A 23,351-nucleotide genomic window follows, 5' to 3' on the forward strand; every position below is an offset into this window, starting at 1 on the left:
AGATCCCGCGCCCCTCGGGCACCAGCGCGATGCCCGTGTCGACGATCCGGTGCGGCGGCAGTGCCAGAAGGTCCGCACCCGAAAGCCGCACCTGTCCTGCCTCTGGCCTGACCCGGCCGCAGATCGCGTTGAGGGTCGAGGACTTGCCCGCCCCGTTCGCCCCCAGCAGCGCCACCGTCTCGCCCGGCGCGACGCAGAGCGAGACGCCGTCCACCGCCAGATGGCGGCCATAGCGCAGGGTCAGCCCGTCGATCTCAAGCATGGGCCGCGCCTCCCAGATAGGCGGCGACGACCTCGGGCATGGCGAGGACCGCATGCGTCTCGCCATCGGCGAGCTTGCGTCCGGCGGCCATGACGATGGTGCGCGGGCAAAGCGCGCGCACGGCCTCCATGATATGCTCGACCATCAGGATGGTCAGCCCCTCCTTCGTCAGGCTGCGAATCAGCGCGATGCCCTGCTGCAATTCGGCGGGATTGAGGCCAGCGAGCCATTCGTCCAGCAGCAGCAATTGCGGCTCTCCGGCCAGCGCCCGCGCAAGCTCCAGCCGCTTCTGGTCGATATAGGTCAGCTCCGCGGCCTGCATTCCGAGCCGGTCGCCCAGCCCCACCCGGCACTCGCCCGGCGAGAGTTTCGGCTGGACCATCGCAACGGCCACCTGATCCTGATCGAGCGCGGCAGGCTGCACCTGATCGAGGCGGATCGCCAGCTTTCCGGCGGATAGATGACCTGGCTGCCGCCGGGCGAGCGCGAGACCCTGCGGATCGAGGCGGGCGCGGGCTCGGTCGGCCTGATCCTGCCGCCGCCGGAACTGGCGCGCATCGTCGCGCAGGGCGATGCGGGCGGCAGGCTTGCGCCCCTGCCCAAGACCACCTTGACCGCGGCCCTGCCCGCAGACCGCGAGTCCCGCATGGCCATGCTTTTCGACGACATCGCCGCTGAGATCGAGGCGAGTCGCCCCGACGGCCGGCTGGTCACCGAGGCTGCCTCAACCCTGCTGCTGGTCGCTTTCCTGCGGCTCGCCCAGCCCGAGGTCGCGCGCAGCGCATGGCAGCCGCCGCTGGTCGACCGCTTCGTGCTGCTGGCCGCGCAGCATTGGCACGAGCATCGCAGCGTCGCGGGCTATGCCGAGGCGCTTGGCGTCACGCGTTTTCAGCTGGGCGAGGCGGTCCGCAGGCATACCGGGCGCAGTCCGCAGGAATTTCTGCATGACATGCTGATGGAGAAGGCCAAGGGGATGCTGTCGCAAAGCACGATGCGGGTCGCGGCCATCGCCTATCGCCTCGGCTATCAGGATCCGGCCTATTTCAACCGCGCCTTCCGGCGCCATGTCGGTCAGACGCCCGGAGAGTGGCGCCGGGCGCGCAGCGGGGCCGAGCCGCCCTCATATGCGGCCTGGCCCTGACCGGTCGCTCAGGCCGCGTCGGGCCACATCGCGCCGGCGGGGATCAGGCAGGCCTGCAAGGCGTGATAGATGTCGGGCTTGCCCGGAAAGATGCCGGTCGCGGGCTGGCCCCCGGCGTCGATCTGGTGGAACCAGCCGCCATGCGCGTGGTCGATGAAAAAGGCGTCGGCGAACCCCCAGCAGCGGCCATACCATTCGCGATAGAAGGGGTCGGGGCGCAGGCTGTCCAGCACCCAGGCGGCGGCGATTCCCTCGGCGCAGGGCCACCACAACCGCCAGTCGCGTGAGACCTTGCGATCCTCGTCCAGGGTATAGGCGAAGCCACCATTGGGCAGCCAGCCGGTGCGGATCGCCTCGCGGAAGAGGCCCTCCGCAGCCTCGGGCATCCAGTCGTCGACCCGCCCGCGCCGGGTCCAGAGGTCCAGAACCAGCCGGCTCCATTCCAGCGCATGGCCGGGCGTGGTGCCCGAGGGGCGGAACATCGCGTCGCCGTCAAAACCGGGATCGACCTGCCAGTCGTTGGTGTAATGCTCGGGCACCACCCAGCCCGCCGCGCGGGCATTCTGGTTCAGGATGCGGTCGGCAATGCGGTTCGCGGCCTTCAGATGCGCGGGGTCGCCCCAGGCGGCATGGGCGGCCAGCAGCGCCTCGGTCAGGTGCATGTTGGCATTCTGGCCGCGATAGTCGAGGCCATTGCTCCAATCCGCATCGAATGTGTCGCTGACCGCGCCATATTCCTCGTCCCAGAAATGCCGGCGGATCGCCTCCAGCCCGAGATCGCGCAGGCGCATCGCGTCGGGATGGCCGATCCGCGCTGCCGATGCCGCCGCAAGCAGCACGAAGGCATGGCCATAGGCCTGCTTGCGGCTGTCGAGCGGCCCGGCATCATCGACCGACCAGAAGAAACCGCCATTTCGGGCGTCGAATTGCGGGCCGAGCAGCCATTCCATGCCGTGATCGACGATCCGGCGCGCATCGGGATAACCGGCAGGCACGGCGAGGGCGTAGGAATGGACCATCCGGCAAACGTCATGCAGCGCCCGCTCCGCCCCCTGCCCGCGCGGCGCGACCCCCGAAGGCTTGCCCGAAAGGTCGAGCGGCCGGAACCCGCCCGTTGGATCAACGGCGGCTGCGTGGAAATCCCACAAGGCGCGGGCCTCGGCCATGAGCCGGTCGTGATCGGGGTAAAGCGAAGGGATCGCTGTCTTTGCCATGAAGGTCTCCTCAGATTCGCGGCGGCCCGGGCTTCACGCCCCGGCGGCCTTGGCGGCCTCGGCCGCGCGGCGCTTGCGTTCCATCGCGAGGGCTGCCGCCTCGTCCGCCCCCGGATCATCGTCGTTTCCATGCCCGGCGACCTGAACCGTGGGCGAGGCGAACTCGATCCCGTTCTCGCGGAAGGCCTCGTGGATCATCTTGTAGGCGCGGCGGCGGATCGTCGTCAGCAGCGGCGTCGGATGCAGGATCATCGCCACGGCGAGCGTCATGCCGTAATCGGTAAACTGCTCGACCCCCTTCATCTTGATCGGCTGGATGAAGAGCGGCCCAAGTTCGGGATCGTCCAGCAGGGTCTGGCCCACCTTCTTGACCAGCTTGCGGACCAGCTCGACATCGGTGTTGAAGGGCACGTTCAGCAGGAACTTGTCCTTGGACCAGTCCCGGCTCATGTTCTGGACCGCACCGAGCGAGCCGAAGGGCACGGTATAGACCGGGCCGCGATGATGCCGCAGCCGCACCGAGCGCAGCGAGAACCCCTCGACCACGCCCTTGTAGCTGCCGCTCTGGATGTATTCACCGACCCGGAAGGCGTCGTCGATCATGTAGAAAACGCCGCTGATCACGTCCTTGACCAGCGTTTGCGAGCCGAAGCCGATGGCCACGCCAAAGATCCCCGCGCCGGCGATCAGGGGGCCGATCTCGACCCCCATCCCGGCCAGCACCATCATCGCCGCGATCACAAGGATCGCCGCCCCCGCGACCGAGCGGAAGATCGGCAGCAGGGTCCGCATCCGGGCGGTCCGCGCCAGCGCGGCAGGGTCATGGGCCGCGGCCGATGTGGCGATGCTATCGCTGACCTTGGCGCTGAGCAGATGCCACGCCAGATCGGCCAACAGCAGGATGATCACGCCGCGCAGCGCGCCATTGATCACCACCCCCATGGATTCGCTGTCGAGGAAACGACCGGCCGGATCGTGTTTGAGAAACCACACGAGCCAGGCCGTCGCGCCGATCAGCACCACCGCCCGGCTGCCGCGATCGGCCAGCACGGTCCTCAGCGCGTGCCCTCCTCCGGGTTCGGCGTAGGAGGGAGACATGCCGCGCACGAACCGCGTGACCTGCCGCAGCAGCGGCGGCAGCGCGACGGCATAGACGGCCAGCCAGAAGATCAGCATGGCGCCCACAAGCTCCAGCAGGCCGATCAGCACCAGCCAGACCGTCAGCATCAGCCGCTTGCGGTGGGCGGCCTGGGATTGTTCGGCGGTTTCGGGATGGCGCCAGATCGTCAGGATCGTCAGCAGGATCAGGGCAAAGCCGGTCAGGTAGCGCAGCAGGATCACGCAGTCCATCGGCGCGCCCAGCACCGCCGCGCTGCGGCTGAGGGCGCCTCCCCCCATCATCACCGCGACGATCAGCGTCAGCCTGCGCAGCCAGAAATCGCGGATCTCGGGCAGGTCGGACGCATCGGGCAGGGTGAAGGAAAAGCGGACAAGGACGCGAACCACGCGGATCACGACCAGAGCCACCAGCCAGGGCCGGAGGAGCGGGCCGAGCTGACCCGGCCCCCGCATCAGCGTATGCAGGACGATCAGCGTCAGGACGAAGGCCGCCAGCGGCAGAGCCTTGTCGGCGATCCGCCCGAATTGCCTGAGGGCGGCGGGCGGCGCCTCGGCGACGGACGCGGCGGGTGCAACGACGTCAGGAGGCACGATTTCCACCGCGAGCGGGTCGGCGGGCGAGAGGGGCTCGACCTCGGCGGCAGGGATCGGGTCGGGCGCGGCAATGGCCTCGGGCAGGGTCGCGTGGGCGTCCTTGCGCAAGGCCCACGCGCAGATCGCCTCGACCCCGAAGGCCCCGCCCAGAGTTATCACAAGCGGGAGGAGGAAGCGCAGCCAGCCAGCCTCGCCGATCAGCTCCAATGCCCGGTGGCCGGCGCGCGCCAGATCGCCCGGCAGGTCGCGGGCCGCCCCGATCACCGCCCAGAAATGCCCGCCAAGCCGTCCCAGCCAGTGATCTATCGCGGATTCCGCCGCTACCTCACGGGACAGGGCCGAGGTTGGGGGTGCTGGTGCTGCCGGTTCAGCGCCGGCCTGCGTCAATGCGGCCTGCACATCGGGATCGGCCAGCAGCTTGCGCAATTCATCAATCTTTTCCGCAACCGATCCGGCGGCCTCGGGCGCGGCGGCTTGCTGCGCGGCTGCGGGCGTGACCGATGGACCAAGCAGGAGCAGAAGGAGAAGGGCCGCGAACGGCAGGTTTCGAATGCGGAAGCGACCAAATTGCATAGCCCTGTTCCTTCAAGCGAACGGCGATTTGCGCCCTTGCCTCAGCGGAAACTTAGCCGTGGATCATCAATGGCTTCAACCGGCATTTCGAGGATGCGCCGGAACTGTCGGGCTTTCTGCAAGGGATGTCGCGGCAGGGTCACGCATGTCGCGCGAAGGACGCCGCCCGTTCCGACCGGAAATGGGCAGGAAATTCGCGTTCTGATGCCTCCGGTGCAGAAATCTTCGATCTGATTGCCAATTTCCGGGCGAACTTGGCAGGATCTTTCCCGGTTAGGATGCCAGACTGTCCCTGACATGCCGAGACGGGAGGAAAACATGCGGATCGGTTGCCCCAAGGAAATCAAGCCGCAGGAATTTCGCGTCGGCCTGACACCCCATGCGGTGGCCGAAGCGGCAGGCCGGGGCCATGAGGTTCTGATCGAGACGGGCGCAGGTCAGGGCGCGGGCTTTCCCGACGCGGATTATCTGGCCTCGGGCGCGCGGATCCTGCCCGATGCCGCCTCGGTCTTTGCCGGGGCCGACATGATCGTCAAGGTCAAGGAACCGCAAGCCTCCGAACGTGCAATGCTGCGGCGGGGACAGATCCTTTTCACCTATCTGCATCTGGCGCCCGATCCGGCGCAGACCCGCGATCTGCTGGCCTCGGGCGTGACCGCCATCGCCTATGAGACGGTGACGGACGCGCGCGGCGGCCTGCCGCTGCTTGCCCCAATGTCCGAGGTCGCCGGACGCCTCGCGCCGCAGGTCGGGGCCTGGGCACTCCAGAAATCGAATGGCGGGCGCGGCGTCCTGATGGGCGGCGTCCCCGGCGTCCGGCCCGCCAATGTGCTGATCATCGGCGGTGGCGTGGTCGGCGCGGCCGCGGCGCGGGTCGCGGTGGGTATGGGCGCGAATGTGACGGTCATGGACCGCTCGGTGCCGCGGCTTTCGTATCTTGACGACATCTTCATGGGAAAGCTCACCACGCAATATGCTAGCGCAGCGGCAACGGCCGAGTTGCTGACCACCTCGGACATGGTCATCGGCGCGGTGCTGGTGCCGGGCGCGGCGGCGCCGAAGCTGGTGTCGCGCGCCCAGCTTGCCACCATGCCGCCCGGCTCGGTGCTGGTCGATGTGGCGATCGACCAGGGCGGCTGTTTCGAGACCTCGCGTCCCACCACCCATCAGGATCCGATCTATGAGGTCGACGAGGTGATCCATTACTGCGTGGCGAACATGCCCGGGGGCGTGGCGCGGACCTCAACCCAGGCGCTTGGCAATGCGACGCTGCCCTTCATCCTCGCGCTCGCCCAGCACGGATGGCGCCGGGCCGTCGAACTCGACCCGCATCTGCGGGCGGGGCTGGCCACGCATGAGGGGCGGCTGATCTCTCCCCCCGTCGGCAGCGCGCTGGGGATCGAGGCGATCAGTCCCGACATGCTGCTTGCCGGCTGAAACAGACCGGCCCCTCGCGCGCCGATCTGCCGGAGAAGGCCACCGCTTCTGTCTGCCCGTGCTTTCATGCTAGCGTCGGACCGATTTCAGCGGGGGTCGCGACATGGGCAAACATTTCATCCTGGGGATCGTGGCCGCGATAGGCATCCTCGCGCAGTGCGTGGCGGCGCAGGAGCTCACCTTCTTCCGCATCGGCACCGGCAACACGGCGGGAACCTATTATCCGATCGGCGGCCTGATCGCCAACGCCATCTCCAGCCCACCCGGCGCGCGACCCTGCGGGGATGGCGGGCCCTGCGGCGTGCCGGGGCTGGTGGCCACGGCCCTCGCCTCCAGCGGCTCGGTCGGGAATATCAACGCGATCGAGGCCGGCCAGATCGAGGCCGGGTTCACCCAATCCGACGTGGCCTATTGGGCACAGACCGGGACCGGCCTCTGGGAAGGCCAGCCCGCGGTCGAGAAGCTGCGCCTGATCGCCAATCTCTATCCCGAAAGCATCCACCTCGTCGCCCGCGCCGATGCCGGGATCGAGAGCGTTGCCGACCTCAGGGGCAAGCGCGTCTCGCTGGACGAGCCGGATTCGGGCACATTGGTCGATGCCCGCATCATCCTCGAGGGCTATGGCCTGTCCGAATCCGATGTGAGGGCCGAGTTTCTCCGCCCCGATCAGGCTGCCACCCGGATGCGGGAGGGCCAGATGGACGCCTTCTTCTTCGTCGGGGGCTATCCGGCGGGCGCGATTGCCGAGCTTGCCAGCCAGCATGACATCAAGCTGATCCCGATCGACGGCGAGGCCGCCGACAAGCTGCGCGAGACCTACAGCTTTTTCGCGGCGAACAGCTTTCCCGCCGGCACCTATAGCGGCCAGGACAAGACTGTCGCGACCCTTTCGGTCGGGGCGCAGCTTGTGACCAGCGCCGACCAGCCCGAGGAACTGATCTACGCCATCACCAAGGCGCTTTACAGCGATAGCGCCCGCAGGCTTTTCGCGGCGGGCCATGTCAAGGGCGGGTCGATCACGCTGGAGAATGCGACCAAGGGGGCCGGCATTCCGCTGCATCCGGGGGCGGAGAAATTCTACCGGGAAGCCGGGATGATCGAATAGGAACGCCCGGAAGGCAGCGGCCCTCGGAACCCTCCCTCGCCAAATAACATTTCGTTAATGTCGAGAACATAACGGTAATTGCCGTTATGCTCCCGATCCAGCATCCTGACCGGAGGCAGGTTCGGGGGGATATCGGGACCAGCCACTCTCGCCTTGCCTGTCCGCGGCCGACTGCCCGGTCCGCTGACGGAAGGACAAGTAACCGCCGAAGGGAATCCGACATGAAAACCTCGATCGCCACCGTCTCCCTCTCCGGCAACCTGACCGAGAAGCTTGCCGCCATCGCCGCCGCGGGCTTCGACGGGATCGAGATCTTCGAGCAGGATTTCATCGCCTCGGATTTCGGCCCCGCCGAGGTCGGGCGCATGGTCCGCGATCACGGCCTCGAAATCACGCTGTTCCAGCCCTTCCGCGACTTCGAGGGCCTGCCCGAACCCTATCGCGCCCGCGCCTTCGCCCGCGCCGCCCGCAAGTTCGAACTGATGAACCAGCTTGGCACCGATCTGGTGCTGTTCTGCTCGTCCACGCATCCGGCGGCGATGGGCGGCATCGACCGCATGGCACAGGACTTCCGCGAGCTTGGCGATCTTGCCGCGCAATTCGGCGTGCGCGTCGGCTTCGAGGCGCTGGCCTGGGGCCGCTTCGTCAACGACCACCGCGACGCGTGGGAGGTGGTGCGCCGCGCCGACCACCCGAATATCGGCCTGATCCTCGACAGTTTCCATACGCTGGGCCGCAAGCTCGACCCCGATTCCATCCGCTCGATCCCCGCCGACCGGATCTTCTTCGTCCAGCTTGCCGATGCCCCGGCGATCGAGATGGACCTGCTTTACTGGTCGCGCCACTTCCGCAATATGCCGGGCGAGGGGGATCTGGATGTGCCGGGCTTCATGCGCGCCGTCCTTGCGACCGGCTATGACGGCTGGCTCAGCCTTGAGATCTTCAATGACCAGTTCCGCTCGGGCCTGCCCCGGCTTGTGGCGCTGGACGGGCATCGCAGCCTGATCTCGCTTCAGGACCGGGCGCGCCGGGCCGAGCCTGCGCTGTCGATCGACCTACCCGATTTTCCGCCGCCCGCCCCTGTGAAGGGCATCGAGTTCATCGAATTCGCCACCAGCGAGGAGGAGGAGCCCGAGCTTTCCGCCTTGCTGACGGCGACCGGGTTCCATCCCGCAGGCCGCCATGTGTCAAAGCCGGTGACGCTGTGGCGGCAGGGGGATGTGAACCTGCTGGTCAATACCGATGCCAGTGGCTTTGCCCGCACCTCCTATGTCGCGCATGGCACCACGGTGTCCGAAATCGGCATCGACGTGCCCGACGCGCAGGCGGCGTTCCGGCGCGCGACCGCGCTGCTTGCTCAGCCGCACCAGCAGGAGGTCGTCAGCGGCGAGCTTGCCATCCCCGCGATCCGCGGCGTCAGCGGCAGCGTCCTGCGCTTTCTCGACAACCGCTCGGACCTCGGCCGGATCTGGGACGTCGACTTCCGGGTCGAGGGGAAAACTCCCGCCGGGGCCGGGATCACCGGCATCGACCATATCGCCCAGACCATGCCCTATGACGAGATGCTCAGCTCGTCGCTGTTCTATACCGAGATCTTCGATGCCTCGAGATCGCCCATGGTCGATGTGATCGACCCCGACGGGCTGGTCCGGTCGCAAGCGGTCAGGACCGGCGGGATGCGCGTCACCCTGAACGGGGCCGAGGCGCGCCGCACCCTTGCCGGGCGCTTCATCGAAGAAAGCCTCGGCTCATCGGTCCAGCATATCGCCTTTGCGACGGCCGACATCTTCGCCACCGCCGCCGCCCTGCACGAGCGCGGCTTCCCGGTGCTGCGGATCGCCGCGAACTATTACGACGACGTCGCCGCGCGCTTCGGGCTTGATGCCGCCCTGACCGAGCGGCTGCGCCACGCCAACATCATGTATGACGAGGATGCGGGCGGGCAGTTCTTCCAGCTTTATTCCGTGCCCCGCAAGGACGGCTTCTTCCTTGAGATCGTCCAGCGGCAGGGCAATTACGACGGCTACGGCGCGCCGAACGCGCCCTTCCGCATTGCCGCCCAGAAACGCACCGGACGTCCCACCGGAATGCCGCGCGCCTGACCGCGCCGCCTCCCCTTCGCGCCCTGCCCTCGGGCGGCGACAATCCCGTCCTGCGGATGGGCTGGCAGCGCAATGCGCTAGCATGCTATCACCCCCTCCAGTTGCTTATCCTTTGCCGCAAGGTCAGCTTGCCCAAGTCTTGAGCAAGCCCCAACATTTCGACAAGAAGCCTGCACAAACATGGCCACAGAATCGTCGCCGGCTTATGCAGGTCAGACAAGCACCGCAACAGGATGGATACGGGAAACAAAATGACCAAATCTCTGCATATCAATCGCCGCCATCTGATCGCGACGGGTCTGGCGGGTCTGGCCCTTGGCGGCATGCGCGTCAATGCGCAGGAAGCGCCGATCAAGGTCGCGGGCATCTATACCGTCCCGGTCGAGCAGCAATGGGTCAGCCGGATCCACAAGGCAGCCGAGGCGGCGAAAGCGGCCGGGCTGATCGAATACACCTTCTCGGAGAATGTCTCGAATACCGACTATCCCCGCGTGATGCGCGAATATGCCGAGGGCGGTGCGCAGCTTATCCTCGGTGAGATCTTCGGCGTCGAGCAGGAGGCGCGCGAGGTCGCGGCGGATTATCCCGAGACCGCCTTCCTCATGGGGTCGAGCTTCATGCCCGATGGCAGCCTCGAGAACATGGGCGTCTTCGACAACTACATTCAGGATGCGTCCTATCTGACCGGGATCGTCGCCGGCGCGATGACCCAGACCGGCAAGATCGGCATGGTCGGCGGCTTCCCCATCCCCGAGGTGAACCGGCTGATGAACGCCTTCATCGCCGGCGTGCGCGAAACCCGGCCCGACGCCACCTTCCAGATCAGCTTCATCGGTTCGTGGTTCGATCCGCCCAAGGCCAAGGAAACCGCCCTTGCGATGATCGAGGCGGGCGCCGACATCATGTATGCGGAACGCTTCGGCGTCTCGGACGCAGCCAAGGAGAAGGGCGTCCTCGCCATCGGCAACGTCATCGACACGCAGGCCGACTATCCCGAAACCGTCGTTGCCTCGGCGCTGTGGGACTTCGCGCCGACGCTGAACGCCGCGCTGGCCAAGGTGAAGGCAGGCGAGTTCAAGTCCGACAATTACGGGGTCTATTCGCTGATGAAGGAAGGCGGAGCGTCGCTTGCACCCTTCGGCACCTTCGAGGGCAAGATCCCGCAGGCGGCGCTGGACCTGATCGCGACCAAGGAAGCCGCGATCAAGGATGGCAGCTTCGAGGTCGTCGTTGACGACAGCGAGCCGAAGGCGAACTGACGACCCATGCCGGACCTGACCCCGCCCCCACGTCCCGTCGCGCTGCGTCTGTCGAAGATCACCAAGCGTTTCGGGCCGGTTCTTGCAAATGACGCGATCTCGCTTGAGGTCGCGGAAGGCGAGGTTCTTGCCCTTCTGGGCGAGAACGGGGCGGGCAAGACCACGCTGATGAACATTCTCTTCGGCCATTACACGGCCGACGAGGGCAGCATCGAGGTTCTGGGCGCGCCCCTGCCGCCCGGCCAGCCCCGCGCCGCGCTGGAGCGCGGGATCGGTATGGTGCATCAGCATTTCACCCTGGCCGAGAACCTGACCGTTCTGGACAACCTGCTGCTCGGGACGCGCTCGCTGTGGCAGGCGCGGCAGCATCGCAGCGCGGCGCGCCACCGGATCGAGACGCTCGCGGACGAATACGGCCTTGCCGTCAATCCCGACGCCCGCATCGCCGACCTTTCGGTGGGCGAGCGTCAGCGGGTCGAGATCCTGAAGGCGCTCTATCGCGAGGCGCGCGTCCTGATCCTTGACGAGCCCACCGCAGTCCTGACCCCGCAGGAGGCCGACGCCCTGTTCGCCACCTTGCGCAAGGCGGTCGCGCATGGGCTGGCGGTGATCTTCATCTCGCACAAGCTGCATGAGGTGATGGCGATTGCCGATCGCGTCGTCGTGCTGCGCCATGGCCGTGTCGCGGGCGAGGTTGCGACCACCGGGACCGATGCGACCCGCCTTGCCGCGATGATGGTCGGGGCCGAGGTCAGCACCCCCATGCTTGCCCCCGCCACTGAGGGCGCCATCGCCATGCGGTTCGACCGCGTCGTGACCGAGGGATTCCGCCCTGACCTGTCGGGCGTGACGCTCGATCTGGTGGGTGGGCGGATCACCGGACTCGCCGGCGTCTCCGGCAATGGGCAGGCGGCGCTTGCGGCGCTGATCTCGGGCCTTGCCCGCCCGATCTCGGGCGAGGTCATCGTCGCTGGCCGGACCGTCGCCGACTGGTCCCCCGCCCTTGCGGTCGGCCATGGCATCGGCCGCATCCCCGAGGACCGCCATCACACCGGGACGATCGGCGATTTCAGCCTGGCCGAGAATGCCGTCATCGAGCGCATCCGCGATCCCCGGTTCTCGCGCGCGGGCTGGATCGACTGGCGCGCTGCGCGCAGCCATGCGGAAAAGCTGATCGCGAGCTATGACATCCGCTGCCCCGGCCCGGATGCCCGCATCCGCCTGCTCTCGGGCGGCAATATGCAGAAACTGATCCTTGGCCGCGTGCTCGAGGAGAACCCCGCAATCATCCTCGCGAACCAGCCGGTCCGCGGGCTGGATATCGGCGCCGTCCGCTTCGTGCAGGAGCAGCTTCTGAAGGCGCGCCAACGCGGGGCGGCAATCCTGCTGATCTCGGAAGATCTGGAAGAAATCATGGCCTTGTCAGACGTCATCCACGTCATCTCGGAGGGGCGGCTTTCGCCCGGATTCGCGCGCGGCTCGATGCAGCCGGCGGAACTGGGCCTGTGGATGGCCGGTCAGGGCTTCGATCATGCGGCTTGAACCCATCGCCGCGCCCGGCCCCGCGCGCCGGATCCTGCCGCCGCTGGTCGCGCTTGGCGCGACGGTGTTGCTTGCCGGGGTGCTGGCCCTGATCGCCGGGGCCGATCCGCTGGCCGTCCTGGGCCTGATCGTCAAGGGCGCCTTAGGTTCCAAATTCGCGCTGCTCGAAACGCTCAATCGCGCCACGCCGCTGATCTTCACCGGGCTTGCCGTCGCCGTCGCCTTCCGCGCCCGACTCTGGAACATCGGGGCCGAGGCGCAGCTTTACGCCGGGGCGCTGATGACAGTGCTGCTGGGCACCGGCGCGCTGCCCTGGCCCTCGGCAATCCTGATCCCGGTGCTGGCTCTGGCGGCCATGCTTGCCGGCGCGCTGATGCTGATGGGACCGGCCTTCCTGAAGCTGCGCTTCGGAGTGGACGAGGTGGTGACGACGCTTCTGCTGAACTTCGTCATGCTGCTTCTGGTCTCGATGCTGCTGGAGGGACCGTTGAAGGATCCGATGGGCATGGGCTGGCCCAAATCCCCGGCCCTGCTGAAAGAGGCGCGCCTGCCCCGGATCGTCGACGGGCTGCGCCTGCATTGGGGCTTTGCCCTTGCCCTGATCGCGGCGGTCGGGATCTGGATCCTCGACCGCAAGACCGTCGCCGGGTTCGAGATGCGCGCCGTCGGTGCCGGAGAGGCGGCGGCAGGCTTTGCAGGCATCCGCGTTCCCCGAGTCGTGATGCTGACCGCCGCCCTTTCGGGCGGGCTGGCGGCTCTGGCCGGTTTCTCGGAGGTCGCGGGCCTCAAGGGCAACCTGACCTCTGACCTTTCGCCCGGCTATGGCTATACCGGGATCGTGGTCGCGATGCTGGCCGCGCTCAATCCGCTGGGCGTGGTGCTGGCCGCGCTTTTCGTCGCCGCGATCTTTGTCGGCGCGGACAGCATGAGCCGCGCGGCGGGTGTTCCCACCTATATCGCCGACATCTTGCTGGCCTTTGCCCTGCTGGCGATGGTGCTGGCCCTGACGATGACCCGCTACAGGTTGCGCCGCGCATGAATGAGATTGTCGATATCCTGATCTCGGCCAGCTTCTGGATCGCGATGGTGCGCATCGCCTCGCCGCTGATCTTCGCGACGCTGGGCGAGCTTCTGTGCGAGCGCGCGGGCGTCCTCAACCTCGGGATCGAGGGGATCATGGTCGCCGGGGCCTTCGCGGGCTGGTTCGCGGCCTATTCCGGCATGGACCTGTGGTCGGCCGTCGCGGTGGCCTTCGCGACCGGCATGGTCTTTGGCGCGCTGCACGCCCTGCTGACGGTGCTGTTCGGCCTCTCGCAGCATGTCGTCGGCATCGGCATCACGCTGCTTGCCACCTCGTCGAGCTATTTCGCCTATCGCCTTGCCTTGCCCGAGGTCACCTCTCCGCCCAAGATCGAGGCGTTTCAGACTTGGCCCGTCCCCGGCCTGTCACAGATCCCCCTGATCGGGCCGGCGCTGTTCGACCAGACGCCGCTGACCTATCTCGCCTATCTGCTGGCGATCCTGCTGGCCGTGATCCTCGTCCGCACGCCCCTTGGCCTTGCGATCCGCGCGGTCGGCGAAAACCCCGCCGCAGTCGAGGCGCAGGGGCTTTCGGTCACGGGCCTGCGCTCGGGCGCGGTGATCGTCGGATCGGGGCTGATGGCGGTCGGTGGCGCGTTCCTGACGCTTTCGGCCTTCAACTCGTTCTTCTTCGGGATGGTGAACGGGCGCGGATGGATCTGCATCGCGCTGGTCGTGTTCGGCGCATGGAAGCCCGGCAAGGCCGTGGCCGGCGCGTTCCTCTTCGCGGCCTTCGATGCCTTGCAGATCCGGTTGCAGCAGACACCGCTCGGGGCGCATCTGCCCTATCAGATCTTCCTGATGCTGCCTTATCTGCTATCCATCCTCGCCCTGATCCTAACCTCGCGCCGGGCTTCGGTTCCGGCCGCGCTGATGCAGCCCTTCCGCAAGGGCGAAAGATGAAAGGTCCAAAATGAGCCAGTTCGATCTGATCGTGAAGGGCGGCACCCTTCCCGATGGAACCCGCGCCGATATCGGCATCAAGGGCGACCGGATCGCCGCGATCGAGGCCCTGCCGGATGACGTCCAGGCGGCCGAGGTGATCGACGCGACGGGCGATCTGGTCAGCCCGCCCTTTGTCGATCCGCATTTCCACATGGACGCGACGCTGAGCTATGGCCTGCCGCGCATCAACGCCTCTGGCACGCTGCTCGAGGGCATCGCACTTTGGGGCGAACTGAAAGAAATCGCCACGGTCGATGAGATGGTCGAGCGCGGGCTGACCTATTGCGACTGGGCGGCCTCGACCGGCCTTCTGGCGATCCGCAGCCATGTCGATACCTGCGACGACCGCCTGCTGGGCGTGCAGGCGATGCTGGAGCTGCGCGAGCGGGTCAAGGATTACATCGACCTGCAACTGGTCGCCTTCCCGCAGGACGGTTTCTACCGCGACCCGACCGCGCGCGAGAACACGATCCGCGCCCTCGACATGGGGATCGAGGTCGTGGGCGGCATCCCGCATTTCGAGCGGACCATGGCCGATGGGGCGGCCTCGCTGAAGGAGCTGTGCGAGATCGCAGCCGAGCGCGGGCTGATGGTCGACATCCATTGCGACGAGACCGACGATCCCATGTCCCGCCATATCGAGGCGCTGGCCTATGAGGCGCAGCGCCTTGGCCTGCAGGGACGGGTGGCCGCCAGCCACCTGACCTCGATGCATTCGATGGACAATTACTATGTCTCGAAGCTGCTGCCCCTGATCGCCGAGGCCGGGATTTCCGCCATCGCCAACCCGCTGATCAACATCATGCTTCAGGGCCGGCATGACAGCTATCCCAAGCGCCGGGGCCTCACTCGGGTCAAGGAAATGCAAGCCCATGGCATTCGCGTCGGCTGGGGGCAGGATTGCGTGCTGGATCCGTGGTATTCGCTGGGGACCGGCGACATGCTCGACGTGGCCTTCATGGGGCTGCATGTCGCGCAGATGTCCTCGCCCGAGGAGATGGCGCGCTGCTTCCAGATGGTCACGGAAACCAACGCAGGCATTCTGGGGCTGGACGATCTGGGGCTGGCGGTCGGCAAGCGGGCCTCGCTGGTGGTGCTGGACGCATCCGACCCGATCGAGGCGCTGCGGCTGCGCCCTGCCCGCCTCGCGGTCGTTTCGCGCGGCAAGGTGATCTCGCGCGCGCCGAGGGGGGATGCGCAGCTGAAGATCGCGGGCCGGCCGGGACAGGTCCGGCGCCGGCATCGCGGCTAGGGGCTGAGGCAGGGTCGCGCCCCCCGCAAATCCAGCGCGAGGGATGCCTTGCCGATCCTGTCGCGCCAGACCAGACTGGTCGCGGGCGGCCATGTCGCCCGGATCAACCAACGAGAGGGACTCGTCGTGACAACCATAATGGGGCTATCGGGCAGCCTGCGTCGGGGATCGTTCAATGCGGGCCTTCTGCGCGCCGCCGCCAAGGCCGCGCCCGAGGGCACGCGAATCGAGATCGGCAGCATCCGCGACGTGCCGCTTTACGATGGCGATGTCGAAGCGGCGAGTGGACTGCCGCCCGCCGTGGCCACCCTGCAGGCCAACCTGAAGGCCGCAGACGGGCTGCTGCTGGTGACACCGGAATATAACAATGGCATTCCGGGCGTGTTCAAGAATGCCATCGACTGGATGTCCCGCGGCGAAGGGTTGAAGCATTTCGTCGGTAAACCGGTCGCGGTGATCGGCGCATCGCCGGGCGGTTTCGGCACGATCATGGCCCAGAACCACTGGCTGCCGGTGCTGCGCACGCTCAGATGCGATATCTGGACGGAGGGGCGGCTGATGGTCTCACGCGCAGGCGGGTTGTTCGACGCCGAGGGAGAACTGGTCGATGAGCAGTCCCGCGCGGCACTGACCGATTTCATCGCTGGCTTTGCCGGCAGCCTCGCCGTGCGCTGAATCGCATCACGGGCTGAGCGTCCCTGCCAGAATGCCCGCCATTCCGATCAGGGCGGCAATCACGACCACGGCGAGGAGCGGAAGCTCCCTTCTGGCGAAAAGAGCCAGATTTTGCTCGCGCCTCGCCCAGATATAAAGCAGCGTTCCCGGCGCCAGAAGCACCGCCAGCAAGATCATCATCTTGATCCCGGCGGCGAGGAACATGAACAGGCAATAGATCGTCGCGATCACCGAAATGGTGAAGTCCCGCCGTCGTTCCCGCGGCCGATCCGAATATTCCTCAGCCGAGCGGGTCAGCAGGACGCCATAGGCCGCCACCAGAAGATATGGCGGCAAGACCGCAACCGCCGCCATATCGAGCATGAAATTGAACGCATCGGCCGCCCAATAGGAGGAGATCAGGAAAACCGTGATGATGCCATTCGAAACCCACATGGCATTCGCCGGGACATTCCGACTGCTCTCGCGTCCAAGAAAGCGCGGCATGTCGTTGGATTTCGCGACGGCAAAAGGCACCTCGGCAACGATCAGCGACCATGTAAGATAGGCACCGAGCACCGAGACGATCACCGCGATCGAGATGAACCAGCGCCCCCACGCGCCGACCGCGGCCGCCAGCGCACCCGCCAGGGATGGCTGGCTGAGGATTGCCACCTCGGCGCGCGGCAGGATGGCAAAGGGTAGCAGGGTGACCAGAACCATCATGCCGGTCACGCAGGCGAAGCCGAGGATGGTCGCGCGCCCGACATCGGCCCGGCTTCTGGCATATCGCAAATAGACGCTAGCCCCCTCGATCCCGATGAAGACGAAGACGGTGATCAGCATGGTATCCTTGACCTGCATGATCAGCGGCTTTGCCGGCATATCGGTGCCACCCCAGAAATTCGCCGCGAAGACATGCCAGTTGAAGGCCAGCATCATGGCCGCAAGCGCCACCAGAATCGGGACGAGCTTGGTGATCGTGACCACGGTATTGATATAGGCCGCTTCCTCGACCCCTTTCAGGATCATGAAATGGAAGGCCCAGATTCCGACCAGTGACAGGGCGATGGAGGCAGGCGTATTCCCGTTTCCGAATATCGGAAAGAACGTCCCGAGCGTCGCGCCGATCAGAACCCAGTAAAACGCATTGGCCAGCATGGCGCTGAGCCAATAACCAAAGGCAGAGATGAAGCCGGTATAGTTTCCGAAACCGGCTTTCGCATATCCGAAAATCCCGGCGTCGATTTCCGGGCGACGCTCTGCCAGCATCTGGATCACCCGGGCAAGGGTATACATCCCTGCCCCGGCGATACACCACGCGATGATCGCGCCGAATGGCCCGGTCGCGAGACCGAAGCGCTCAGGCAGGTTGAAGATCCCCGCTCCGACCATCGAGCCAACGACCATTGCCGTCAGCGCTGGAAGGGCGATCTTCTGAACGGGTTTCGTCACGCCCGGCACTCCTTGCGGTCCCATTCAAATCTGCACGGATTCAAGGGCAGAGCAAGCCGGACCTGCCGGCTTCCCTCGGGTGCATGCATTCCGGCAACTGGCTCGCGGCGCAGTATCTTGCGCTGCCCCCTCACTTATTCCGCTGGAGAAAACGCTGCTTGCGGGTTTTCGGACGAATCTTCCGAAACGAATTGTCAAGGAAGCGCAAAATTTTGGTGACGGACATCAATCGGTCGACCGTCGAACTGACCATCATCAGCCGTTCGGAGCCGACCTCATTCGCGGTCAAGGCTATGTCCATATGCGAGAATTGCGGAAATTCGTTCTGGAAGGCGATATAGGGATTGGTCCCGGGATCAGGCATCAACTCGATATCCCCGGATCTGTGGAACAGGCGCAGGGCTACCTGTTCGAACGTCCAGTCGTGAACATCGAATACCTTCCACCTTTCGCTGCGTCTGGAGGAGAATCCGGCAAGGCGGATGCGCGCGGGAATGCCAAGGCCGCGCAACCAAAGCGCCAATCCGAAACCGGTGGTTGGGAGCTTTTTTTCTGGATAGAAAGGCGAAAGGACTGCACCAAGATGCAGGTGCTTTACGCTCGCCCCCTCAAAAGCTTCGGCAGGACTGAACCGCTCCTCCGGGCTGATCGCAATGTTGATTATTCCCAGAAAAGTGTCCCGGTTGAAATATTTCAGAACCTCGGGAACCTCGCGCCGATGCACGATATTTGCGCCCATCATCCCGCTTCGACAGACCAGAATCGCAGGACGATCAAATGACCCGTCAAGAACTTTGTAAACCTTGTTGAAGAAGATGAAGAGGACGCCTTCCTCACTCGTTTTCTTCAGATGGTCGATATCGACTTCGTCGCTATTGGCGACCAGAATGATCTGAGAATATCGTGAAAAGAAATTCCGCCACTCTTCCGCATCATAGCCTATCTGAACAGGCAGGCTTGGATCGGAAAAAATATCATTCATCTCCATTCTTCCAGATACTTTTCCCATCCGACCTGTTGACATAACGCTTCAATCTGCTCGCCTTCCTCAAGCCCTCCAGGCTCTTACCCAGATATAGCAGGAAGCTCGTCACAACCTCAAGCACACCGGACCGCGGCCCCAAGTCCCATCGCGTTCCGGTTAGATAGTCGCGATATCTTCGGATATATCTTCTGTGCAGCCAGGACGCCTGCTTCTGCCACGGCTTTCTCCGCCCGGTAAAGTGCAGGATCGCCGGAGCCGATATCTCGCGCAGAAATCCGGTCTGTGCATTCCATCGCGGGCTCAGTCGAAGCCATTTCCCGTCAAGTGTCGCATTGAGCGCATCCTGATCCGTGGCATGATAACTGTCCGAACATGTTTCCAGCTTGTGCCTCGCCGCGCGGAAAAGGTCGAATTTCAAACTATGCGGCCAATCGAAAAGCAGAACCCCGGAATTGAAATAGGCGCTCTCCGGCCCCAGACCGATCTTCTCGCGCCTCTTTTTCAATTTTCGAGGGAAGGCCATGATGAAATCGTCCACCGCAGCCACGGGTTTTCCCATGAAGCCAATCCGTTGAAGCGCATCCAGACGATCCACCGCGAGCGTATCGGCATCAAGATAAAGAAGGCGCTTAACATCCGGGGGAATGATCTGATCGAGAAACAGGCGCGCCAGCACCGACGGAGACCATCTGCCCCGTGATATCTTCGGAAGCAGATCGCTATTGAAGCCGATAACCTCTATATTTAACTGATGACGTTCGCTGAACTCGGCGACATCCTTCGCATCCGCTCCGGACATGTCGAGGGCGACCAGGAAAAGCCGGCAGGGAACATCGATATTGTCGCGGACTGAGAGCAGCACACAACATGCGGCACCCAACATGTTGTGGTCGGCACAGGTGACTGCCGCAAAATCCGCTTTGCCCGCGACGTCCATATCTTGCGCTACCCGGTCATTTCTGCAGAATCGTTTCGCAACAAGTCTACAGGGCTGAGGGAGGATGGCAATTGTGACACTTACGACAGCAATCGCCCGCTTCCGAAAATATGCCTATCGCCGTGCCAAGTATCATCTGATTTCGCCGCAGGTGCCCGAGGTTTCCGAGGTTTTGCAAGGAAAGACCGCAATAGTCATTGGTTCGGCGCCGTTCTCGTCGCGCCCGGCGGGGTGGAACGAAAGCTTCCGTGTGATAACGGTCAACGCCTCGCAGATCGCGGCGGCAGGCTGGCTTGACCAGCGGCCGGACATTACCCTTATGCAGTTCAACCAGGTCGAGGGTACCAACGCCTCCGCGCGTGAGGTTCGCCGGGTTCTGGAAAACCAGCGCACCGGCAAGCTGATCGTTCTCCATTGGCGCCACGACCTTCGCCGACTGGAACAGGGGCTGGGCAGATTCGGGTATCAATATGATGATCTGACAGTCATGAGCCGCTATGAACGGATCGCCCTCATGCGTAAAATTACCGGCAAACTCAATCTCGAGCTTGAGGCCGAGACAAAATGGTCGAATGGCATTGTCGGCGCGGCCCTTGCAATCGCCAGCGGCGCGGAAAGCGTCATTCTGACCGGGATCAATCCTCTCTCCACCGGCCATGCCTATAATGATCTTGGGCATTCCCGCCTTCACACGGCGATGGACATGGACGCCCTGAGGGGATTTCTCGCGCGCGGTTATCCCATATTTACCGCCGATCGACACGTTGCCGAAAAAACCGGCCTCCCGTTCTGGTCGGGCCAAACCTAGACGGGCTTGAACTTGGGGTCGATGCTTTTGGCGATATCCACCCAGTTCCGGGAATATTCGACGTCCTGCCAATCCTTGAACCAGGGACCGCCATTCGTATAATGAACCGCTTTCGGATAGCCGGAGGCCGGTTTTCCGCTCCACCCTTCCAGCCAGTTCCATACCTCGGGCAATTCGCCAATTTCTCTGTCAGCGGCCCATTGCATCCGATGCAGATAGGCGCCGGTTTCCCTGTTTATCAGTTCCGGCGTCAGCGACCGGGTCGACGGATGCGCGCAATTGAACAGCATGAACGAAGACCAGTTCTTCCTTGGATAGCTGGTCTGGATCTTGCCATCCATCTTTAGCCCTTCCTTGGGCGTGTAATCGTGATGGACGCAAAGCACCGCCTTGCTTTCGTCACGATAATCCAGCAATTCGGCAACATCCCCGAAAAACAGGAAATCACAATCGCAGAATAGCGCCCACCCCTTGTAATCCGCAAGCCAGGGGGTGAAGAAACGCGAATAGGTGAATTCCGTCGAAGCAAGAGGGTCAATATCGCGCGTATATACCCCTTGGTCCACCAGATCCTGAAGGCGGATCGGCTGAACCTCGACATCGACCGTGGCATTCTGTATCAGGGATGATCGTGCGACCTGATAAGCGATATCCTCGCGCGAGTCCCAGCCTATGTAAACTTTCAAATCCGGCACAGGGTATTCTCCACATAGATAGCATTATGCGCCGTAGGATATTCGCGCCTGGCTTAATTCGCTGGGGTCGCGGCGCTGATCAGCTCGTATATTCTTTTCGTGGTCACACGGTATCCACGGCCACGCGGGATTTTCAAGGGCAATCTGAGCGCCCGCCCTACCGGCGATGACCCCGAATGGCGCGGCGCATCTGCTCGGCGGTATCCTGCGCAAAACCCGCCAATGCCGCGCGCCCCGGTCGGTTCGAGGCGTCAGCGCGGCAGCATGAAGCCCGCCAGGAATGCGCCGAGTTCCTGGACACCGGAAAGCGGTAGTACCTGCGCGACGTGCTGGTCGGGGCGCAGGACGACCAACGCGCCCCGCGTCCGGTCGATACCGCGCATGTCATAGATATCGCTGCCGGCGGCACCGGTTGCGGAGTAGACCTTTTCGTAGTCGACCAGCCCATATCTGCCCTTCGCCGGCAGCAGCGCGGCCGGCAGGTTTTCAAGGCGCATCTGCCGGTGTCCGGTCTGGAAGACAGCGCGCAGATCGATCACGCTGTCGGGGTCCGCGCCGTCAGGGGTATAGCGCGGCAACAGTGCCTCCGGCCCCTCGGTCAGCTGGCGGCAAAGCTCCGCAATCGCGCCGTCCTGCGCACCCGTGTCGCCCGCAGCCGCAAAGGCCAGAAGCCGCCAGCGTCCATCCGCCTTGAAGGCATGGCCAAGTTGCATGGGCTTCGCATCGCTCAGCCGGATGACCGGGGCCGAGTGGAAGCGTTTCCCGACGACCAGCCCGCAGGCCAGCGACTGGTGGCGATCGTCGCCGGTGATCAGCGACGGGTCGTATCGCGTCTCGACCCCCGCCGTATAGCGGCCATGCTGCTTGAAATAGCTCTGGAATTGCGCCGCTTCCTCGGCATTGCGGGGCTTGGCGCTGAAAAGCCGCGCCATGTCGCGGTCAAAGTTGATCAACTCGCGCGCCTTGGCCTGACGCTCGGCGGAATAGGTGTCCAGCAGCACCGGCGAGGCCTGTCCGCGCAGGACCGCGGCAAGCTTCCAGCCGAGGTTGAACGTGTCCGCCATCGACACATTCATCCCCTGCCCGGCCTTGGGGCTGTGGGTGTGGCAGGCGTCACCGGCAATGAAAAGGCGGGGCGCACGCGTCCCACGCTCGGCCTCCGCAACATCGTCGAAAGCATCGCAGACGCGCTGGCCGATCTCATAGGCCGACCACCAGGCAACCTCCCGCACGTCGAGGTGATAAGGGTCGAGAATGGCCCGGGCCTTGTCGATCAGCATCTCCGAGGTGACGTTGCGATCGGCGGCGCGTTCGTCGCCATGCAGCTCGTCAAGCTCGATATACATCCGCACCATATAGCCGCCTTCGCGCGGGATGATCAGGATGCTGCCCTTGTCGGCGGACTGGATCGCGGCCTTCAGCCGGATATCGGGAAAGTCGGTGACGGCCAGCACATCCATCACGCCCCAGAGCTGGCGGGCGGCCTCGCCCTTCAGCTGATGGCCCATGGACTTGCGCACCGTGCTGCGGGCGCCGTCGCAGCCGACGACATGGCGGGCGCGGATCGTCTCGACCTCGCCCTCGCGGTCGAGGCAGGCAAAGCGCGCAAGGACCGGATAGTCGGGATCACCGGAATCCTCCAGCGACAGAAGTTCACGGTTGTAATCCGGCACCAGTCGCCGGGGCGCGTTCCGCATCACCTCAAGGTAGAAGTCATGGACGCGCGCCTGGTTCAGGATCACATGCGGCATTTCGGAGAGGTCCTCCTCCACATCACGGATGCGGTCGGCGCGTGTGAGTCCCTTCCCCTCGGCACCCGGACGCCAGAACGCGACCTCGTTGACCCAGTAGCCTTCCTTCGTCACCTTTTCGGAGAAGCCGAAAGCCTCGAACATCTCGACCGAGCGGCAGGCGATCCCGTCGGCCTGCCCGACTTCCAGCGGACCCGGTTTCCGCTCGACGATGCGCGTGCTGATCTCCGGGAAGGCGGAAAGCTGGGAGGCCAGCGTCAGGCCCGCTGGGCCGCAGCCGACGATCAGGACATCGACCGCCGCCGGCCGCGTGCCGGCATCCGTCGCCGCCTCGGCAATCGAGGGGTCGCCGCTGCGAAATCCGTTGAGGTGGAACTGCATGTCATCGGCCTCCCTGATGATATGTATACTTATCATTTAATAGTGGACCGAGGCTCGGCC

Annotated in this window: 20 protein-coding genes; 11 read left to right on the top strand and 9 right to left on the bottom strand. The window is 64.8% G+C overall.

Annotation, left to right across the window (positions count from 1 at the left end):
• Together VNQ78_RS17300 and VNQ78_RS17305 are read right to left on the bottom strand one after the other, a co-directional pair.
• On the bottom strand, window positions 1–262 hold a 262-nt coding region (locus VNQ78_RS17300), incomplete at its 3' end, for an ATP-binding cassette domain-containing protein (RefSeq protein ID WP_325692094.1).
• Complete coding sequence (locus VNQ78_RS17305) at window positions 255–644, bottom strand: hypothetical protein (protein WP_325692097.1); 390 nt, start codon at window positions 642–644, stop codon at window positions 255–257. The genes VNQ78_RS17300 and VNQ78_RS17305, both read right to left, overlap by 8 nt.
• Window positions 645–722: 78 nt before the next feature.
• Between VNQ78_RS17305 and VNQ78_RS17310 the strand changes: the two genes are divergently transcribed.
• Window positions 723–1,403: a helix-turn-helix transcriptional regulator gene (locus tag VNQ78_RS17310; RefSeq protein WP_325692099.1), complete on the top strand. Its 681-nt coding sequence runs from the start codon at window positions 723–725 to the stop codon at window positions 1,401–1,403.
• A gap of 8 nt (window positions 1,404–1,411) precedes the next feature.
• On the opposite strand, the gene VNQ78_RS17315 is transcribed toward VNQ78_RS17310, so the two are convergent.
• Window positions 1,412–2,617, bottom strand: coding sequence for an AGE family epimerase/isomerase (locus tag VNQ78_RS17315; RefSeq protein ID WP_325692101.1), 1,206 nt, complete (start codon window positions 2,615–2,617; stop codon window positions 1,412–1,414).
• 33 nt (window positions 2,618–2,650) lie between these two features.
• Complete coding sequence (locus tag VNQ78_RS17320) at window positions 2,651–4,903, bottom strand: mechanosensitive ion channel family protein (RefSeq protein ID WP_325692103.1); 2,253 nt, start codon at window positions 4,901–4,903, stop codon at window positions 2,651–2,653.
• A 318-nt stretch (window positions 4,904–5,221) separates the two neighbouring features.
• Between VNQ78_RS17320 and ald the strand changes: the two genes are divergently transcribed.
• The 9 genes from ald to VNQ78_RS17365 all read left to right on the top strand — a co-directional run bounded on the left by ald (window position 5,222) and on the right by VNQ78_RS17365 (window position 16,300).
• Window positions 5,222–6,340 carry an alanine dehydrogenase gene (ald, locus tag VNQ78_RS17325; protein WP_325692105.1) on the top strand — a complete coding sequence of 373 codons (1,119 nt, stop codon included), beginning with the start codon at window positions 5,222–5,224 and terminating at the stop codon, window positions 6,338–6,340.
• A gap of 103 nt (window positions 6,341–6,443) precedes the next feature.
• Window positions 6,444–7,445: a TAXI family TRAP transporter solute-binding subunit gene (locus VNQ78_RS17330; RefSeq protein WP_325692107.1), complete on the top strand. Its 1,002-nt coding sequence runs from the start codon at window positions 6,444–6,446 to the stop codon at window positions 7,443–7,445.
• Between the two features lie 221 nt (window positions 7,446–7,666).
• Entirely contained in the window at window positions 7,667–9,547 is a 1,881-nt protein-coding gene (locus VNQ78_RS17335) for a bifunctional sugar phosphate isomerase/epimerase/4-hydroxyphenylpyruvate dioxygenase family protein (protein WP_325692109.1), read from the top strand.
• A gap of 251 nt (window positions 9,548–9,798) precedes the next feature.
• The gene (locus VNQ78_RS17340) at window positions 9,799–10,806 is read left to right on the top strand and encodes a BMP family protein (RefSeq protein ID WP_325692111.1); all 1,008 of its coding nucleotides are present in this window, start codon (window positions 9,799–9,801) and stop codon (window positions 10,804–10,806) included.
• Between the two features lie 6 nt (window positions 10,807–10,812).
• Window positions 10,813–12,348 carry an ABC transporter ATP-binding protein gene (locus tag VNQ78_RS17345; protein ID WP_325692113.1) on the top strand — a complete coding sequence of 512 codons (1,536 nt, stop codon included), beginning with the start codon at window positions 10,813–10,815 and terminating at the stop codon, window positions 12,346–12,348.
• The gene (locus VNQ78_RS17350) at window positions 12,338–13,387 is read left to right on the top strand and encodes an ABC transporter permease (protein WP_325692115.1); all 1,050 of its coding nucleotides are present in this window, start codon (window positions 12,338–12,340) and stop codon (window positions 13,385–13,387) included. Before VNQ78_RS17345 ends, VNQ78_RS17350 begins: the two co-directional genes overlap by 11 nt.
• Complete coding sequence (locus tag VNQ78_RS17355) at window positions 13,384–14,331, top strand: ABC transporter permease (RefSeq protein ID WP_325692117.1); 948 nt, start codon at window positions 13,384–13,386, stop codon at window positions 14,329–14,331. Before VNQ78_RS17350 ends, VNQ78_RS17355 begins: the two co-directional genes overlap by 4 nt.
• Before the next feature lie 10 nt (window positions 14,332–14,341).
• Window positions 14,342–15,625 (top strand): amidohydrolase family protein, encoded by a 1,284-nt coding sequence (locus tag VNQ78_RS17360; RefSeq protein ID WP_325692119.1) that lies wholly within the window; start codon window positions 14,342–14,344, stop codon window positions 15,623–15,625.
• A gap of 126 nt (window positions 15,626–15,751) precedes the next feature.
• Window positions 15,752–16,300 (top strand): NADPH-dependent FMN reductase, encoded by a 549-nt coding sequence (locus tag VNQ78_RS17365; protein ID WP_325692169.1) that lies wholly within the window; start codon window positions 15,752–15,754, stop codon window positions 16,298–16,300.
• A gap of 6 nt (window positions 16,301–16,306) precedes the next feature.
• Here the strand turns inward: VNQ78_RS17365 and VNQ78_RS17370 are convergent, their stop codons facing one another.
• From VNQ78_RS17370 to VNQ78_RS17380, 3 genes are all read right to left on the bottom strand, one after another.
• Window positions 16,307–17,734 (bottom strand): basic amino acid/polyamine antiporter, encoded by a 1,428-nt coding sequence (locus VNQ78_RS17370; protein WP_325692121.1) that lies wholly within the window; start codon window positions 17,732–17,734, stop codon window positions 16,307–16,309.
• Window positions 17,735–17,864: 130 nt separating this feature from the next.
• Window positions 17,865–18,716: a hypothetical protein gene (locus VNQ78_RS17375; RefSeq protein WP_325692123.1), complete on the bottom strand. Its 852-nt coding sequence runs from the start codon at window positions 18,714–18,716 to the stop codon at window positions 17,865–17,867.
• Window positions 18,709–19,656 carry a glycosyltransferase family 8 protein gene (locus VNQ78_RS17380; RefSeq protein ID WP_325692125.1) on the bottom strand — a complete coding sequence of 316 codons (948 nt, stop codon included), beginning with the start codon at window positions 19,654–19,656 and terminating at the stop codon, window positions 18,709–18,711. Before VNQ78_RS17380 ends, VNQ78_RS17375 begins: the two co-directional genes overlap by 8 nt.
• A gap of 64 nt (window positions 19,657–19,720) precedes the next feature.
• Here VNQ78_RS17380 and VNQ78_RS17385 point away from each other — a divergent pair, with 64 nt between their 5' ends.
• Window positions 19,721–20,464, top strand: coding sequence for a hypothetical protein (locus tag VNQ78_RS17385; RefSeq protein WP_325692127.1), 744 nt, complete (start codon window positions 19,721–19,723; stop codon window positions 20,462–20,464).
• On the opposite strand, the gene VNQ78_RS17390 is transcribed toward VNQ78_RS17385, so the two are convergent.
• Window positions 20,461–21,159, bottom strand: coding sequence for a hypothetical protein (locus tag VNQ78_RS17390; RefSeq protein WP_325692129.1), 699 nt, complete (start codon window positions 21,157–21,159; stop codon window positions 20,461–20,463). The genes VNQ78_RS17385 and VNQ78_RS17390 overlap by 4 nt on opposite strands.
• 251 nt (window positions 21,160–21,410) lie before the next feature.
• Complete coding sequence (locus tag VNQ78_RS17395; protein WP_325692131.1) at window positions 21,411–23,291, bottom strand: FAD-dependent monooxygenase; 1,881 nt, start codon at window positions 23,289–23,291, stop codon at window positions 21,411–21,413.
• Window positions 23,292–23,351: the final 60 nt, after the last annotated feature.

Origin of the sequence: Paracoccus sp. (in: a-proteobacteria), from assembly GCF_035556475.1 — a bacterium.
Classification (GTDB): domain Bacteria; phylum Pseudomonadota; class Alphaproteobacteria; order Rhodobacterales; family Rhodobacteraceae; genus Paracoccus.

Excerpts from the sequence above, each read along its gene's own strand:
- VNQ78_RS17350 (WP_325692115.1), top strand. The coding sequence starts at position 12,338 with ATGCGGCTTGAACCCATCGCCGCGCCCGGCCCCGCGCGCCGGATCCTG.
- VNQ78_RS17355 (WP_325692117.1), top strand. The coding sequence starts at position 13,384 with ATGAATGAGATTGTCGATATCCTGATCTCGGCCAGCTTCTGGATCGCG.
- ald (WP_325692105.1), top strand. The coding sequence starts at position 5,222 with ATGCGGATCGGTTGCCCCAAGGAAATCAAGCCGCAGGAATTTCGCGTC.
- VNQ78_RS17305 (WP_325692097.1), bottom strand. The coding sequence starts at position 644 with ATGGTCCAGCCGAAACTCTCGCCGGGCGAGTGCCGGGTGGGGCTGGGC.
- VNQ78_RS17315 (WP_325692101.1), bottom strand. The coding sequence starts at position 2,617 with ATGGCAAAGACAGCGATCCCTTCGCTTTACCCCGATCACGACCGGCTC.
- VNQ78_RS17310 (WP_325692099.1), top strand. The coding sequence starts at position 723 with ATGACCTGGCTGCCGCCGGGCGAGCGCGAGACCCTGCGGATCGAGGCG.
- VNQ78_RS17375 (WP_325692123.1), bottom strand. The coding sequence starts at position 18,716 with ATGAATGATATTTTTTCCGATCCAAGCCTGCCTGTTCAGATAGGCTAT.
- VNQ78_RS17320 (WP_325692103.1), bottom strand. The coding sequence starts at position 4,903 with ATGCAATTTGGTCGCTTCCGCATTCGAAACCTGCCGTTCGCGGCCCTT.
- VNQ78_RS17330 (WP_325692107.1), top strand. The coding sequence starts at position 6,444 with ATGGGCAAACATTTCATCCTGGGGATCGTGGCCGCGATAGGCATCCTC.
- VNQ78_RS17340 (WP_325692111.1), top strand. The coding sequence starts at position 9,799 with ATGACCAAATCTCTGCATATCAATCGCCGCCATCTGATCGCGACGGGT.
- VNQ78_RS17380 (WP_325692125.1), bottom strand. The coding sequence starts at position 19,656 with ATGGACGTCGCGGGCAAAGCGGATTTTGCGGCAGTCACCTGTGCCGAC.
- VNQ78_RS17395 (WP_325692131.1), bottom strand. The coding sequence starts at position 23,291 with ATGCAGTTCCACCTCAACGGATTTCGCAGCGGCGACCCCTCGATTGCC.
- VNQ78_RS17335 (WP_325692109.1), top strand. The coding sequence starts at position 7,667 with ATGAAAACCTCGATCGCCACCGTCTCCCTCTCCGGCAACCTGACCGAG.
- VNQ78_RS17345 (WP_325692113.1), top strand. The coding sequence starts at position 10,813 with ATGCCGGACCTGACCCCGCCCCCACGTCCCGTCGCGCTGCGTCTGTCG.
- VNQ78_RS17385 (WP_325692127.1), top strand. The coding sequence starts at position 19,721 with ATGGCAATTGTGACACTTACGACAGCAATCGCCCGCTTCCGAAAATAT.
- VNQ78_RS17360 (WP_325692119.1), top strand. The coding sequence starts at position 14,342 with ATGAGCCAGTTCGATCTGATCGTGAAGGGCGGCACCCTTCCCGATGGA.